Genomic DNA, 14,072 nt, shown 5'->3' with positions numbered 1-14,072 from the left:
TTGTTATTTATTCCATTTCACTGAGCAGTTTATCGATACTTACCAGCTTCACGCTGAGAACGAAAACCTGTGCGGCAACTGCAAGCTCTTCAGGTGTCGGGAATGAAGGTGCGATACGGATATTGCTGTCTTTCGGATCCTTGCCATACGGGAAGGTTGCTCCCGCTCCCGTCATGATCAGTCCTGCTTCTTTCGCCTTAGCGACAATCGCTTTCGCACATCCTTCCATGGAATCAAAGGAAATAAAATATCCTCCACGTGGAGCGATCCAGGAACCGATCTCCAATCCTCCAAGCTCGGTTTCGAGAACATTCAGAACCGTTTCGAACTTCGGACGCAGAATATCTGCATGCTTCTTCATATGCTCTACCATTCCATGAATATCTTTGAAATAACGCACATGACGAAGCTGATTCAATTTGTCATGTCCGATCGTCTGAATGGACATCATCTGCCGGATCTCTTTCAGGTTATTATCAGATGCTGCGATTGCTGCGATACCGGAACCAGGGAAACTGATCTTGGAAGTGGAACCAAATTTATAAACCATATCCGGATGTCCTTCCTTTTTACATTCCATCAGGATCTCGATCAGATAGTCCTGTTTGTCTTCATATAAATGATGGATACCATACGCATTGTCCCAGAAAATACGGAAATCCTCGGCTGCCGGATTCAGTGTGGCAAAACGATGAACGGTCTCGTCTGAATAAGTGATTCCCTGTGGATTAGAGTATTTCGGCACACACCAGATTCCTTTTACACTTGGATCATTTTCTACATACTGAGCCACCAGATCCATATCCGGTCCGTCCTGTGTCATCGGGATATTGATCATCTCAATACCAAAATGCTCTGTAATCTTAAAATGGCGGTCATAACCCGGTACCGGACAGAGGAATTTTACCTTATCCAGCTTTGCCCATGGAGTACTGCCCATAATACCATGTGTCATCGCACGTGCCACGGTATCATACATCACATTCAGACTTGAATTTCCGAAAATAATGATGTTGTCTTTCGGTACTTCCATCATATCCGCAAACAGCTGCTTTGCTTCCTTAATACCATCTATCACACCATAATTTCGACAGTCAACGCCTTCTTCACATACCAGATCCGAATCACCGTTCAGCACATCCATCATTCCCATCGAAAGATCAAGCTGTGCCTTAGACGGTTTTCCTCTTGACATATCAAGCTTCAGACCTTTTCCCTTCACATCTTCAAATTCTACTTCCAGTTCTTTCTTAAGCTCCAGCAATTCTTCTCTACTCAAATCTTTATATGCAGTCATAGCAAATCCTCCATTTTATCGCACTGAATTTTATCTCACCGAATGATAGTATATCGAAAGAATGACGTTTCGTCAACCATTTCCTGCATTTTATTCAATTCAAAAACAGATTTTCGGCATTTTATAATGATAATTTGAAATTTTATATTTAGTTTTATTCATTTATTACTTCATCAGAATCGACAAACAGTGTAAAATGCAAAAAGGAGACGCATTTGATACGTCTCCCATTTTATTCTGCCCTGTTTAAACAACACTATGCCTGCAGATATTTCTATTTTTTAATCAGCAGTGATTTTCCAGTCATTTCTTTTGGCTGTTCCATGCCCATCAGTTCGATCAGAGTCGGTGCGATATCGGCCAGACATCCTCCCTCTCTGAGTCCGTAACCTTCTGCATTGACCAGAATAAACGGAACCTGATTGGTTGTATGAGCGGTGAACGGTTCGCCGGTCTCCTCGTCGATCAGCTGTTCTGCATTTCCGTGATCGGCACAGATGAAAATCTGTCCGTTTACTTCTTTGATCGCGTCAACGGTCTTTCCTACGCATTCATCCACTGCTTCTACAGCCTTGATAGCAGCTGCTTCCACACCAGTATGTCCTACCATATCCGGGTTTGCAAAGTTGATGATGATAACATCATATTTATCGGATTTGATTGCTTCCACCAGTTTATCACATACTTCATAAGCGCTCATCTCCGGCTTCAGATCATAGGTCGCAACCTTTGGCGATTTCACAAGAATACGATCTTCGCCTTCATTTGGTTCTTCTACTCCTCCATTAAAGAAGAAGGTTACATGCGCATACTTTTCTGTTTCCGCGATTCTTGCCTGTGTCATATGATTTGCTGCCAGGAATTCGCCAAAGGTATTGGTGATCTCAGTCTTCACAAATGCCACGGATTTGTTCGGAATCGTAACATCATATTCTGTGAAACATACATACGTTGTCTTAATTCTCTCTCCGCGGTCGAATCCGGTAAATTCATCATCGCAGAATGTTCTGGTGATCTCTCTTGCACGGTCCGGACGGAAGTTAAAGAAAATCACAGAATCGCCGTTCTGGATTGTTGCGGTAGGTGCGCCATCTTTCAGAACAACCGTCGGCACAACGAACTCATCTGTCTCATCCTTATCGTAGGACTGCTGAACGGCCTGCACCGGATCCTCTGCCGTAAGTCCTTCTCCTTTAACCAGTGCATTATAGGCTTTCTCTACACGGTCCCATCTGTTATCGCGGTCCATCGCATAGTAACGTCCCATCACAGAAGCGACTTCACCGACACCGATCTCAGCCATTTTATTCACCAGTTCCTGTACGTAGTCTTTTCCTGATGCCGGAGGTGTATCACGTCCGTCAAGGAAACAATGAACATATACTTTTGAAAGACCCTGGCGTTTTGCCAGCTCAAGAAGTCCGTAAATATGGGTATTATGGCTGTGGACGCCGCCATCGGAAACCAGACCGAACATATGAAGCGCAGTTCCGTTCTCCTTCGCGTTCTGACATGCCTTTAAAAGCTCCGGATTCTCAAAGAAATCTCCATCCTGGATCGCTTTCGTGATCTTTGTAAGATCCTGGTAAACGATTCTTCCGGCTCCCATATTCAAGTGGCCTACTTCTGAATTACCCATCTGTCCGTCCGGAAGTCCTACAGCCAGTCCACTTGCGTTGCCTCGAACAAACGGACACTCTGCCATCAGTTTATCCATAACCGGTGTCTTTGCCTCTGCAACTGCATTACCGGTTGTTTTTTCATTTAATCCATAACCGTCCAAAATCATCAAAACCGTTGGTTTCTTACTCATCTGTTATACACTCCTTCATCAAATAGATTTAAAACGCTCTACCCTCGTATTTTACATGATTTTGCCTATACTTGCAATACATTGTGAATTATTTGACCATTTTTCAACAAACTCTTAATTGACAAATGTAAATAAAATGGTATAATTAATATCAGTAATAATTATCGTTTTTATCAAGGAGGTATTTCATGAATACGAAAATTTTCAGAAACATGTCATATGGCGTATACATCGTTGGAACGATGGACGGTGATCGCCCGACCGGATGCGTTGCAAACAGCGTGATGCAGATCACGTCTTCTCCGGCTACCATTGCTGCAAGTATCAACCATGACAACTACACAAACGAATGTATCGAAAAAGCAGGCGTCTTCTCTTTTTCTATCTTATCAGAAGCATCACCGGCCGATCTGATCGGAAAATTCGGTTTTCAGTCCGGAAAAGAGATTAACAAATTCGATGGGGTTGATTTCGAACTCGTATCCGGTGCTCCTGTTTTAAAGCAGACCTGCGGATATGTTGTCTGTAAGGTAGTAGATAAGATGGAAACTTCCACGCACACCGTATTCCTTGGCGAAGTGATCGCTGCCGAAGTATACGATACTTCTGTTCCGGAAATGACCTATTCTTATTATCATAAAGTAGTAAAAGGAAAGAGCCCGAAAAACGCACCAACCTATCTTCCGGAAGAAGAAGAAGCTCCAAAACAGGCTGTATCAAAATATGTCTGCCAGATCTGCGGCTACGTATATGAAGGGGATGAACTTCCGGCTGATTTCATCTGCCCGATTTGCAAGCAGGGAGCCGATAAATTCAAAAAAGTTGATTAATAATCTCACTAAAAAATCCCGCCTCCGGTTTATCGCCGGAGCGGGATTTTTATTATGTTCTTTAATAATATTCTTTAAGATGGATCGTTCTCTTATTTCCAGTTAACGATCTTTCCGAAATCCGGTTTCAGAGCTGCGCCGCCTACTAAGCCGCCGTCAATATCCGGCTGAGCAAATAATTCCGGTGCAGTAGCAGCATTTACAGATCCGCCATACTGAATACGGATTGCTTCTGCTGTCGCTTCATCATAGATCTCAGCGATGCATTCACGGATTGCCTTGCAAACTTCCTGTGCCTGCTCTGTCGTAGCAGTCTTGCCGGTTCCGATCGCCCAGATCGGTTCATAAGCGATTACGGCTGTCTTTGCCTGATCCGCAGTAACATTCAGGAATCCAACTTTAACCTGCTGGCGGATGAAATCCATTGTTACACCCTGTTCTCTCTGTTCCAGAGTCTCTCCACAGCACATGATCGGTGTAATTCCATGTTCAAATGCCTTCAGCATTTTCTTATTAACGGTCTCATTCGTCTCTGCAAAATATTCTCTTCTCTCAGAATGTCCGAGAACCACATATTTAACTCCTACATCTGTAAGCATTGCCGGAGAGATTTCTCCTGTATATGCACCTTTCTCTTCAAAGTACATATTCTCAGCACCTACCTGGATGTTGCTTCCTTTAGCAGCTTCCATAACAGGAATGATGTCGATAGCAGGTACACAGAATACAACATCTGCGTCTTCTGTTGCTACCAGTGGTTTTAATGTATTTACCAGTTCAACTGCTTCAGACGGAGTCATGTTCATCTTCCAGTTTCCGGCAATGATTTTCTTTCTAGCCATTTTATGTTCCTCCTATTTATCGTTCGCTGCAGCTACGCCCGGAAGTTCTTTTCCTTCAAGGAATTCAAGAGAAGCTCCGCCACCTGTTGAAATATGAGTCATCTTGTCACCATATCCAAGCTGGTTAACAGCTGCTGCGCTGTCGCCGCCACCAATGATCGTAACAGCATCTGTCTCAGCTAAAGCTTTCGCTACAGCTTCTGTTCCTGCAGCAAACTTCGGCATTTCGAATGCTCCCATCGGTCCGTTCCATACAACCGTCTTAGCTTCTTTAACAGCTTCTGCATATAATTTAGCAGTTTCCGGTCCGATATCAAGGCCTTCCCATCCATCCGGAATCTCGCCGCGTCCAACGATCTTGGTGTTTGCATCGTTAGAGAAGTCGTCCGCAATCACATTATCAACCGGAAGTAATAACTTAACGCCCTTTTCTTCTGCTTTCTTGATCATATTCAGAGCATATTCACAATAATCTTCTTCCAGAAGAGAATTACCAACAGATCCGCCCTGAGCTTTGCTGAATGTGTAAGACATACCACCACCGATAATCAGTGTATCAACTTTTTCAAGCAGGTTCTCAATTACAGAGATCTTGCTGGAAACTTTTGCTCCGCCAAGAATAGCAACAAACGGTCTTTCCGGATTGTTGACTGCGTTTCCAAGGAAATCGATTTCTTTCTGCATTAAGTATCCTACAACTGCTGTATCAACAAACTGAGTAACACCTACGTTAGAGCAGTGTGCACGATGAGCAGTACCAAATGCATCGTTTACAAATACATCACAAAGAGAAGCGAGTTCTTTGGAGAATGCTTCGCCGTTCTTTGTCTCTTCAATTCTGTAACGTGTATTTTCAAGAAGGATCACATCGCCGTCTTTCATAGCTTCTACTGCAGCTCTCGCGTTCGGTCCTACTACTTCTGGATCTGCAGCGAATTTTACTTCCTGTCCAAGAAGTTCAGAAAGTCTTACAGCTACCGGCGCAAGAGATAATTCCGGTTTCGGTTCTCCCTTCGGTTTTCCAAGATGAGAGCAAAGAATGATCTTTCCGCCGTCAGCGATCAATTTCTTGATGGTCGGAAGTGCTGCGACAAGACGGTTCTCGTCTGTGATCTTTCCATCGATGAGCGGTACGTTAAAATCGCATCTTACAAGGACTCTTTTGCCCTTAACATTAATGTCATCTACTGATTTTTTGTTAAGCATGTCATATGCCTCCTTAATTTCTTAAAAAATAAGGTCCGGTCCCAAATAAGACCGGACCCTTTGTGAGTCTATTCTGGAAATAATCCGTCAGATTCAATTGCCAAACATCCGGCTTACAGTAATGTTCCGAAGTGTTTGATTGTTCTTACCATCTGGCTTGTGTAAGAATTTTCATTGTCATACCAAGAAACAACCTGAACTTCTGTAGTTCCGTTGTCAAGCGGCATAGCCATTGTCTGTGTAGCATCGAATAATGAACCATATGTCATACCAACGATATCGCTTGAAACGATTTCATCTGTATTGTATCCGAAAGATTCGTTAGAAGCTGCTTTCATAGCTGCATTGATCTGATCTACAGTTACATTTCCTTCAACAACTGCTGTAAGGATTGTAGTAGAACCTGTCGGGGTCGGAACACGCTGAGCAGATCCGATTAATTTTCCATTTAATTCAGGAATTACTAAACCAATAGCTTTAGCTGCTCCTGTGCTGTTTGGAACGATGTTGCATGCTGCTGCACGAGATCTTCTGAGATCGCCTTTTCTCTGCGGTCCGTCAAGAGTCATCTGATCACCTGTGTAAGCATGGATTGTACACATGATACCAGATTTGATCGGTGCAAGATCGTTCAATGCCTTAGCCATCGGTGCCAGACAGTTTGTTGTACAAGAAGCTGCTGAAATGATATGATCATCTTTTGTAATCTTTTCATGGTTTACATTGTAAACGATAGTCGGAAGGTCATTTCCTGCCGGAGCTGAGATGATAACATTCTTAGCACCTGCTGTGATATGTGCTTCTGCTTTTGCTTTAGATGTGTAGAATCCTGTACATTCAAGAACTACATCTACATCAAGTTCTCCCCATGGAAGGTTTTCAGCTTTAGCTTCAGCGTAGATTTTGATTTCTTTTCCATCAACAGTGATAGAATCTTCGCCAGCTGTTACAGTATCAGCTAATGCGTATTTTCCCTGAGTAGAATCGTATTTTAATAAGTGAGCTAACATTTTAGGAGATGTCAGGTCGTTGATTGCAACGATCTCATATCCTTCTGCTCCGAACATTTGTCTGAACGCAAGACGTCCGATACGTCCAAATCCATTGATTGCTACTTTTACTGCCATGATTTAGTCCTCCTAAAGTTTAATTGTATTACTGTTTGTTACAGCTACAGAAATGATAAATGATTAACATTGTTAAAGATTCATCAACTATGTTTTATTGTACTAAATCCCGAACAAAAATTCAAGTGTCTTTTGCATTTTTGTGGGCTGTTTTCCATTTTTTATTTAATTCTCCTGAAAACCGGCTCCCTATTTTTAAACTCTGCATAATATCGAAATCCGCAGTCTTCGAGGATCCCGGAAACCTTGTCAAATCCATAAGCGATATGCTCTTCCCTGTGGGCATCTGAGCCGATCGTCACGATCTCGCCTCCCAGTTCCCGGTAACGTTTCAGGATATCCGGATGTGGATGTGCAAAGGGAAGACCATACTTAAGTCCAGCCGTATTCAATTCAAGCCCCTTTCCATGTTCGATCAGAAAACGCAGTATCTCGTCGATCTGATCCGAGAATGCCTGGTAGGAATACTCTTCTTCTCTATGTGTACCGTAGCGCACGGAGTAATCCAGGTGCCCCAGCGCATCAAAATCCGGACAACAGCTGATATCAGTCAGCGTCTCATCCAGCACTTCCCGATATGCTTCCCTATCCGTCCGCCCATCAAAGAAGTCTCTGTAATATGGATCCTTTCCCCGAATCACATGTACGGATCCGATCACATAATCAAAAGAATATCCTTTCAGGAAAGAGTGAATTCTTTCCGGGAGATGCGGCTGAAGTCCGATTTCCACACCGATTCGCAGATCGATCTGATCCTTATATTTTTCCCGAAGCTCTGAAAATGTGCGGAAATATTCTTCTCTGCCAAATATAAATTCGATTCCTTCACAGACATAGTCCATATCTTCATGGTCTGTGATGCAGATACTTTCGAGTCCTTTCGATATGGACGCAAGAATCATGCTCTCCGGGTCTGCTTCGGAATCCCCCGAAAAGCGTGTATGCATATGTGAGTCGCTGCACATTTTTCTCCTTTCCGGAACGATGCCGTCTTGTACTACAGGGATGTGTTTCTGTCTGTAATGATCGTTCCGCCTCCCAGCACGTAATCTCCGTCATAAAGAACCAATGCCTGCCCCGGCGTCACCGCCCTTACCGGTTCGTCAAATGTGCAAAGGATTTCATCTTCACCCGTTCTTTTGACCGTACACGGTGCACCTTTATGATTGTATCGTATTTTGCCAAATGCACGCATCTCGCCTTCGATATCTTCAACTGCCATAAAGTTCAGACGATTTGCCTTCACGAACCGTGTCATGGATTCTTCATTCGTTCCTATTACGACTTCGTTCGTTTCCGGTCGAATCTCCAGAACAAATGCGGGGTGTCCGAGAGAGAGGCCCAGGCCCTTGCGCTGTCCGACGGTATAATGTGTAATTCCTTTATGTCTTCCAAGGATTTTCCCGTCGGTACTGACAAAATTCCCCTCGGGTACTTCTTTTTTGCTTTCTCTTCGGATAAATTCCGCGTAATCCCCGTCCGGTACAAAGCAGATATCCTGACTGTCCGGTTTACTGGCCACTTTGAGATGGATATTCTCTGCAATAGCACGGATCTCTTCCTTGGAATACTCTCCCACCGGCATCAGAGTCCGTTTCAGCTGATCCTGTGTCAGATTGTAAAGTGCATATGTCTGGTCCTTCATTCTGGTTGCCGAATGCTTAATCGCATATCTTCCGTTTGGAAGTACATCGATTCTTGCGTAATGCCCTGTCGCAATATAATCAGCACCGATTTCCATACTTCGCGTAAGAAGTGCTTCCCATTTCACATACCGGTTGCACGCAATACACGGATTCGGAGTCCGTCCGTTCAGATACTCATCCATAAAATAGTCAATGACATATTTCTGAAATTCTTTCTTAAAATTCATCACATAGTACGGAATATCCAGTGCGGCAGCTACCCGGCGCGCGTCTTCCACTGCACTGAGGCCACAGCATCCACCGTTTTCCTCCTGCACCGTTTCTTCTTCATCCTGCCAGATCTGCATTGTGACACCGATCACATCATATCCCTGTTCCTTTAGCAGGTAGGCAGCAACGGAAGAATCCACACCGCCGGACATTCCAACAACAACTTTCTTTTTCTCCATCCTTCTTCTCCGCGGCAAAGTCTAGTATACTAGTACTCTTCTTCCTCGTCCTCTTCTCCTTCATGAATATCGGACTTCGGTTTTTCAAGTCCTTCGATCTTAATTCCATTCTTCTGCGCATAATCCCAGAGTGCTGCATGAATTGCTTCTTCCGCCAGAAGAGAACAATGTACCTTTACCGGCGGAAGACCGTCAAGTGCTTCCATAACGGCTTTATTCGTGATCTGCATTGCCTCCTGAATATTCTTGCCTTTCACAAGCTCCGTCGCCATACTACTGGTCGCAACGGCAGCTCCGCACCCGAAAGTCTTGAATTTGACATCCCTGATGATACCGTTATCGTCAATATCAAGATAAATTCTCATGATATCTCCACATTTCGCATTACCTACTGTTCCCACTCCACTGGCATTTTCAATCTCACCCATATTTCTCGGGTGCTGAAAATGATCCATTACTTTTTCTGAATACATCTATATTTACCTCCTGTTATTTCTCCTGTTTTTTCATAAAGTCTTCATAAAGCGGTGACATATTTCTCAGATCACTTACGATCGTTTTCAATTGTTCTACGACATAGTCGATCTCTTCTCTGGTGATCTCTTCATTCAGTGTCAGCCGCAGCGATCCATGCGCGATCTCGTGTGGAAGTCCGATCGCCATCAGCACATGGGACGGATCCAGAGATCCCGAAGTGCAGGCAGAACCGCTTGATCCACAGATACCTGCCATATCCAGACGGATCAGAAGGGATTCCCCTTCGATAAACCGGAAACTGAAGTTTGCATTATTCGGAAGCCTCTTTTCCGGGTGTCCGTTCAGCTTTGTATACGGGATTTCATCAAGCACCCGGCTGATCAGATAGTCACGCATTTCAATCTCTTTCTTTGCACGTTCCTCCATGGTAGCCGCTGCCCTTGCTGCTGCTGTTCCAAGCCCGATAATTCCCGGTACATTTTCCGTTCCGGCACGGCGCTTTCTCTCCTGTGCGCCGCCATGAATAAAGGAGCGGATCTTAACACCCTTGCGGATATAAAGGAACCCGATTCCTTTCGGTCCGTTCAGCTTATGACCGCTGGCACTCAGCATATCGATCTGACACTCATTTACATCGATCGGTACCTGTCCAAATGCCTGAACTGCATCCGTATGGAACAGCAAACCATGCTTTTTCGCGATGGCACCGATCTCTTTGATCGGTTCGATGGTACCGATCTCATTGTTGGCGAACATAACGGAAATCAGGATCGTATCCGGGCGAATCGCCGCTTCCAGCTCATCCAACTTCACAAGTCCGTTCTCATCCACATCCAGATACGTCACTTCATAGCCGCGTTTCTGGAGATATTCCCCGGTATGAAGAATCGCATGATGCTCAATCTTCGTCGTGATAATATGCTTTCCTTTCTCTGCATACGCTTCCGCCGTTGCCTTCAGTGCCCAGTTGTCGGATTCCGATCCGCCTGCCGTAAAATAGATCTCATTGGGAGCAGCTCCGAGCATCTCTGCAATGCGTTCTCTCTGCTCATTGATCTTCTCTTTGTTACCGGATGCAAAGCTGTACACACTTGAGGGATTGCCGTAATACTCTGTAAAATAAGGCAGCATCGCCTCCACTACCTCCGGGGCTGTCTTTGTAGTTGCAGCATTATCCAAATATATGACTTTATTCATAAGTTCTTCCTCCTTCTTGTCTTTATATTCCATCTTTTACATTCTATATTTTTCATTTTCTTCTTTTTGATTCGTTTCTTTCTGGTTCGTTTCTTTTATGAGAGTATCGATCATAATGCCGTCTACTGTAGCAGTTACACTCTCATTGACTTTCTGCCAGACGTATTTCGCAACACAACGGTCTTTGACGGTACAGGTCTCTTCCGGGTGAAATGCTGCACACGTTACCGGCTCAACACTTCCTTCCAATGCCCGAAGCACATCTCCAACCGATATTTCCGATGCCTTTCTGGCCAGTATGTAACCGCCTCCGGCTCCTCTTACACTTTTGACCAGACCTGCCTTCTTCATCTTGGCCATCAGTTGTTCCAGATATCGTTCGGAAATATCCTGTCGTTCGGAAATGCTGCTGATCGACACCGGCCCCACCCCTTCATATTCTGCCAGATCTATAAATGCACGCAGTCCATATCTTCCTTTTGTGGATAGTTTCACGCCATCACCTTCTATTCATTACCAGTATATCCTGTTTTATTCCTAGTTTTTTGCTAGGATTAATTCATAAAGAGAATATCACTATACAGATGTTCTGTCAAGTCACTTTTCCGAATAAGCTTTAACAAATATCCTTCTAGGAGTCATTATGTCCAGGAAGCAAACCATTATCAGAGGAACTTTTATATTAACCTTTACAGGATTACTTACAAGAGTGATTGGATTCTTTTACAGGATTTTCCTGAGCCGAACCTTTCAGGCCGAAGGAGTAGGCCTGTATCAGCTTATTTTTCCGGTCTACACCCTATGCTTTTCTCTCACCTCCGCAGGGATTCAGACTGCGCTTTCGCGCATTGTTGCCAAGTACAAGGCTCTGAATCAGGAGAAAACCTGCCAAAATGCTTTGAAAACCGCACTGTTTCTCAGTATGATTCTCTCTTTTGCTGCACTGATTGTCGTTCAAAAGCGCGCAGAACCGATTGCTTCTACCATATTACAGGAACCGCGATGCGCAGAACTGCTAACCTCCATGTCCCTTGCTTTTCCCTTTGCTGCAATCCACAGCTGTATTTGTGGATATTATCTTGGAATGAAAAAAACAGAAGTACCAGCCGTGTCCCAGCTTCTGGAGCAGCTGTTCAGAGTACTTTCCGTTGTTTTTTTGTGTCAGATCGGCCTGCATTTTTTCATGGGAACCCCTGTTACCATCGCAGTACTGGGCATGGTCTGCGGAGAAATAGTCTCAGCAATTTACAGCATCTTTATGCTGCACGAAACTCTGTTTTCTCCGTCCGGGAAACTTCAGGATTTTCTTATACCGGCAAGGGAACTGCTTCACCTTTCTATTCCCTTGACGGCAAACCGGGTGTTACTCAATCTTCTTCAGAGTGCGGAAGCAATCCTGATTCCGTTGCGTCTTCAAATGTATGGACTGACTTTATCCGACTCCTTAAGTACATACGGGGTTCTGACCGGTATGGCGCTCCCCTGCATCCTGTTTCCATCTGCGATCACAAATTCCGTCTCCACCATGCTTCTTCCGACCGTCGCGGAGCTCCAGGTCTCTGATTTGCGAGATAATCTGCCCAAATTGATACGAAAGGTTGTCTTCTGCTGTTTTTCTCTTGGTTTTCTCTGCATGGCCGGGTTCTTCGTTCTCGGAAATATTATGGGAAATCTTATTTTCCACAACAGCGAGGCCGGCAATTTCATTATAACACTGGCTTTTATTTGTCCGTTCTTATATACCAACACAGCATTAATCAGTATATTGAACGGTCTCGGCAAAACATCGTTCACATTTCTTACCAACACAGCCGGACTCTTGATGCGAATCTGCAGCGTGTATTTTCTGATCCCCAAATATGGGATCCTCGCATATCTGCACGGGCTTCTTGCCAGCCAGTTTCTCATATCTGCACTTTCTCTTTACGGACTTCTCCATTATGGCAAGCGAAAAGAGTCTGACTAGCCAAGCCAGACTCTTTTAACAGATCAATTTCAGAAACCATTTTACGATTCCCGGATTCAGATACGCTTCTGTCATGATCCCTGCCAGAATCATGATGGCCACAAATCCTGTTTTTCCCGCATTCCACTCTGACTGTGGATAATGATACAAATACCACAGAATCACTATGTAGGCCAGGCTGTAAAAAAAGAAATGTGGTAACATTCCGGCTATACACAGAAGCATACCCCGGGCACCAAGACGGAGCACAGACGCAGCAGCTACGATTCCTGCCGAAAAGCCTGTCCAGAGCAATGTTCCGATCGCCGCTGTTTTCTTAAACTTTGTACCCCCCGCAAGTCCCAGGAACACTGCAGGCAACATCCTGTATCGCAACAAATACGGGAAATACTCTCCTATATCAATCTCCGACTGTGCATACTGGGTAAAAAATGATTCATGAAACACTCCTGTTACTGTACTAAAACTGTCCGCAGCGAGATTGGCATAGACGATTCCCAAGAGGAACCCGGACACGAAAACAAGCACCAGCTGCTGCTTACTTTGATGAAGCTGCACTCCCATGGCCTCCCTTTTTTCAAGATATTCCATTATATGTCGGGTTTTCCTCGCTGATTCACATTTTACTCACTTATTTCCGATTATACTTTGCATCGTAAGCCAGAATAGAGGCCACTGTTTTAGAGTCTTCAATCTCACCGTCAAATATCATCTGTTTCAGTTCTTCTACTGTATGTAATTCCACATTGACGAATTCATTCGGATCCAGATGCTGTTTCGATGGTACAAGATTTTTTGCCACATATACTTCAATCCGCTCATTGCAGAATGCAACGGTTGTTCTTAATGTAATCAGCCATTCCAGGTTCTCTGACCGGTATCCTGTCTCCTCCTCCAATTCTCTTGCCGAACAGTTGATTCCCGGCTCTTCCGGATCATCCAGTGCCCCTGCCGGGATCTCCAGTGTAAACCGTTCCAGAGCATTCCGATACTGACGAACCATAATAATACGCCCGTCATCCGTTACAGGCACTACTGCAGCTGCTCCCCGGTGATGAATATAATCCCACTCCTCTGTATTTCCATTGGAAAACTGCATATAGTCACGATAAACATCTACGATCGCGCCCTGATACATTCGTATTCGTTTCACTCTGGTCATTTCTTTTTCCATATGATCCATCCCTCTTTTCCCGTATTATCATAACTCAATCCCACCACA

14 protein-coding genes are annotated in these 14,072 nt (G+C 44.4%); 2 read left to right on the top strand and 12 right to left on the bottom strand.

Annotation, left to right across the window (positions count from 1 at the left end; genetic code table 11):
• Positions 1 to 7 precede the first annotated feature (7 nt).
• Together ACTNB3_RS06710 and gpmI are read right to left on the bottom strand one after the other, a co-directional pair.
• A complete protein-coding gene (locus ACTNB3_RS06710; protein ID WP_427807046.1) occupies positions 8 to 1,297 on the bottom strand; it encodes an aminotransferase in 1,290 nt (429 codons plus the stop codon).
• A gap of 274 nt (positions 1,298 to 1,571) precedes the next feature.
• A complete protein-coding gene (gene gpmI, locus ACTNB3_RS06705; RefSeq protein WP_441024856.1) occupies positions 1,572 to 3,110 on the bottom strand; it encodes a 2,3-bisphosphoglycerate-independent phosphoglycerate mutase in 1,539 nt (512 codons plus the stop codon).
• A gap of 188 nt (positions 3,111 to 3,298) precedes the next feature.
• On the opposite strand from gpmI, the gene ACTNB3_RS06700 reads away from it, so the two are divergent.
• Complete coding sequence (locus ACTNB3_RS06700; protein ID WP_441024854.1) at positions 3,299 to 3,940, top strand: flavin reductase; 642 nt, start codon at positions 3,299 to 3,301, stop codon at positions 3,938 to 3,940.
• 92 nt (positions 3,941 to 4,032) lie between these two features.
• Here the strand turns inward: ACTNB3_RS06700 and tpiA are convergent, their stop codons facing one another.
• The 8 genes from tpiA to ACTNB3_RS06660 all read right to left on the bottom strand — a co-directional run bounded on the left by tpiA (position 4,033) and on the right by ACTNB3_RS06660 (position 11,379).
• Complete coding sequence (gene tpiA / locus ACTNB3_RS06695; RefSeq protein WP_427807050.1) at positions 4,033 to 4,782, bottom strand: triose-phosphate isomerase; 750 nt, start codon at positions 4,780 to 4,782, stop codon at positions 4,033 to 4,035.
• A 12-nt stretch (positions 4,783 to 4,794) separates the two neighbouring features.
• Entirely contained in the window at positions 4,795 to 5,988 is a 1,194-nt protein-coding gene (locus tag ACTNB3_RS06690) for a phosphoglycerate kinase (RefSeq protein WP_427807051.1), read from the bottom strand.
• A gap of 113 nt (positions 5,989 to 6,101) precedes the next feature.
• Positions 6,102 to 7,115, bottom strand: coding sequence for a type I glyceraldehyde-3-phosphate dehydrogenase (gap, locus tag ACTNB3_RS06685; protein ID WP_427807053.1), 1,014 nt, complete (start codon positions 7,113 to 7,115; stop codon positions 6,102 to 6,104).
• A gap of 161 nt (positions 7,116 to 7,276) precedes the next feature.
• Positions 7,277 to 8,080, bottom strand: a complete 804-nt coding sequence (locus tag ACTNB3_RS06680) for a histidinol-phosphatase HisJ family protein (RefSeq protein ID WP_427807055.1) — start codon at positions 8,078 to 8,080, stop codon at positions 7,277 to 7,279.
• Positions 8,081 to 8,112: 32 nt separating this feature from the next.
• A complete protein-coding gene (gene mnmA, locus ACTNB3_RS06675; RefSeq protein WP_441024853.1) occupies positions 8,113 to 9,210 on the bottom strand; it encodes a tRNA 2-thiouridine(34) synthase MnmA in 1,098 nt (365 codons plus the stop codon).
• A 29-nt stretch (positions 9,211 to 9,239) separates the two neighbouring features.
• Positions 9,240 to 9,683, bottom strand: coding sequence for a Fe-S cluster assembly scaffold protein NifU (gene nifU / locus ACTNB3_RS06670; protein ID WP_427807057.1), 444 nt, complete (start codon positions 9,681 to 9,683; stop codon positions 9,240 to 9,242).
• Positions 9,684 to 9,699: 16 nt separating this feature from the next.
• Entirely contained in the window at positions 9,700 to 10,884 is a 1,185-nt protein-coding gene (gene nifS, locus ACTNB3_RS06665) for a cysteine desulfurase NifS (protein ID WP_441024851.1), read from the bottom strand.
• A 36-nt stretch (positions 10,885 to 10,920) separates the two neighbouring features.
• The gene (locus ACTNB3_RS06660; RefSeq protein ID WP_441024850.1) at positions 10,921 to 11,379 is read right to left on the bottom strand and encodes an RrF2 family transcriptional regulator; all 459 of its coding nucleotides are present in this window, start codon (positions 11,377 to 11,379) and stop codon (positions 10,921 to 10,923) included.
• A gap of 148 nt (positions 11,380 to 11,527) precedes the next feature.
• On the opposite strand from ACTNB3_RS06660, the gene ACTNB3_RS06655 reads away from it, so the two are divergent.
• A complete protein-coding gene (locus ACTNB3_RS06655) occupies positions 11,528 to 12,850 on the top strand; it encodes a polysaccharide biosynthesis protein (protein WP_441017314.1) in 1,323 nt (440 codons plus the stop codon).
• A 15-nt stretch (positions 12,851 to 12,865) separates the two neighbouring features.
• Here ACTNB3_RS06655 and ACTNB3_RS06650 read toward each other — a convergent pair whose 3' ends face one another.
• Together ACTNB3_RS06650 and ACTNB3_RS06645 are read right to left on the bottom strand one after the other, a co-directional pair.
• A complete protein-coding gene (locus ACTNB3_RS06650; RefSeq protein ID WP_427807061.1) occupies positions 12,866 to 13,441 on the bottom strand; it encodes a stage II sporulation protein M in 576 nt (191 codons plus the stop codon).
• A 40-nt stretch (positions 13,442 to 13,481) separates the two neighbouring features.
• Positions 13,482 to 14,024: an NUDIX hydrolase gene (locus tag ACTNB3_RS06645; RefSeq protein WP_427807062.1), complete on the bottom strand. Its 543-nt coding sequence runs from the start codon at positions 14,022 to 14,024 to the stop codon at positions 13,482 to 13,484.
• Between the last annotated feature and the right edge of the window lie 48 nt (positions 14,025 to 14,072).

Source organism: Bariatricus sp. HCP28S3_D3 (assembly GCF_052065755.1).
GTDB lineage: Bacteria > Bacillota > Clostridia > Lachnospirales > Lachnospiraceae > Allocoprococcus.
Note: the sequence above shows the minus strand (reverse complement) of the source record. Positions and strands in the feature narration are given on the sequence as shown.

Bases quoted from the DNA above. Each gene is read 5' to 3' on its own strand.
- ACTNB3_RS06710 (WP_427807046.1), bottom strand. From the start codon at position 1,297: ATGACTGCATATAAAGATTTGAGTAGAGAAGAATTGCTGGAGCTTAAG.
- gpmI (WP_441024856.1), bottom strand. From the start codon at position 3,110: ATGAGTAAGAAACCAACGGTTTTGATGATTTTGGACGGTTATGGATTA.
- ACTNB3_RS06700 (WP_441024854.1), top strand. From the start codon at position 3,299: ATGAATACGAAAATTTTCAGAAACATGTCATATGGCGTATACATCGTT.
- tpiA (WP_427807050.1), bottom strand. From the start codon at position 4,782: ATGGCTAGAAAGAAAATCATTGCCGGAAACTGGAAGATGAACATGACT.
- ACTNB3_RS06690 (WP_427807051.1), bottom strand. From the start codon at position 5,988: ATGCTTAACAAAAAATCAGTAGATGACATTAATGTTAAGGGCAAAAGA.
- gap (WP_427807053.1), bottom strand. From the start codon at position 7,115: ATGGCAGTAAAAGTAGCAATCAATGGATTTGGACGTATCGGACGTCTT.
- ACTNB3_RS06680 (WP_427807055.1), bottom strand. From the start codon at position 8,080: ATGTGCAGCGACTCACATATGCATACACGCTTTTCGGGGGATTCCGAA.
- mnmA (WP_441024853.1), bottom strand. From the start codon at position 9,210: ATGGAGAAAAAGAAAGTTGTTGTTGGAATGTCCGGCGGTGTGGATTCT.
- nifU (WP_427807057.1), bottom strand. From the start codon at position 9,683: ATGTATTCAGAAAAAGTAATGGATCATTTTCAGCACCCGAGAAATATG.
- nifS (WP_441024851.1), bottom strand. From the start codon at position 10,884: ATGAATAAAGTCATATATTTGGATAATGCTGCAACTACAAAGACAGCC.
- ACTNB3_RS06655 (WP_441017314.1), top strand. From the start codon at position 11,528: ATGTCCAGGAAGCAAACCATTATCAGAGGAACTTTTATATTAACCTTT.
- ACTNB3_RS06650 (WP_427807061.1), bottom strand. From the start codon at position 13,441: ATGGAATATCTTGAAAAAAGGGAGGCCATGGGAGTGCAGCTTCATCAA.
- ACTNB3_RS06645 (WP_427807062.1), bottom strand. From the start codon at position 14,024: ATGGAAAAAGAAATGACCAGAGTGAAACGAATACGAATGTATCAGGGC.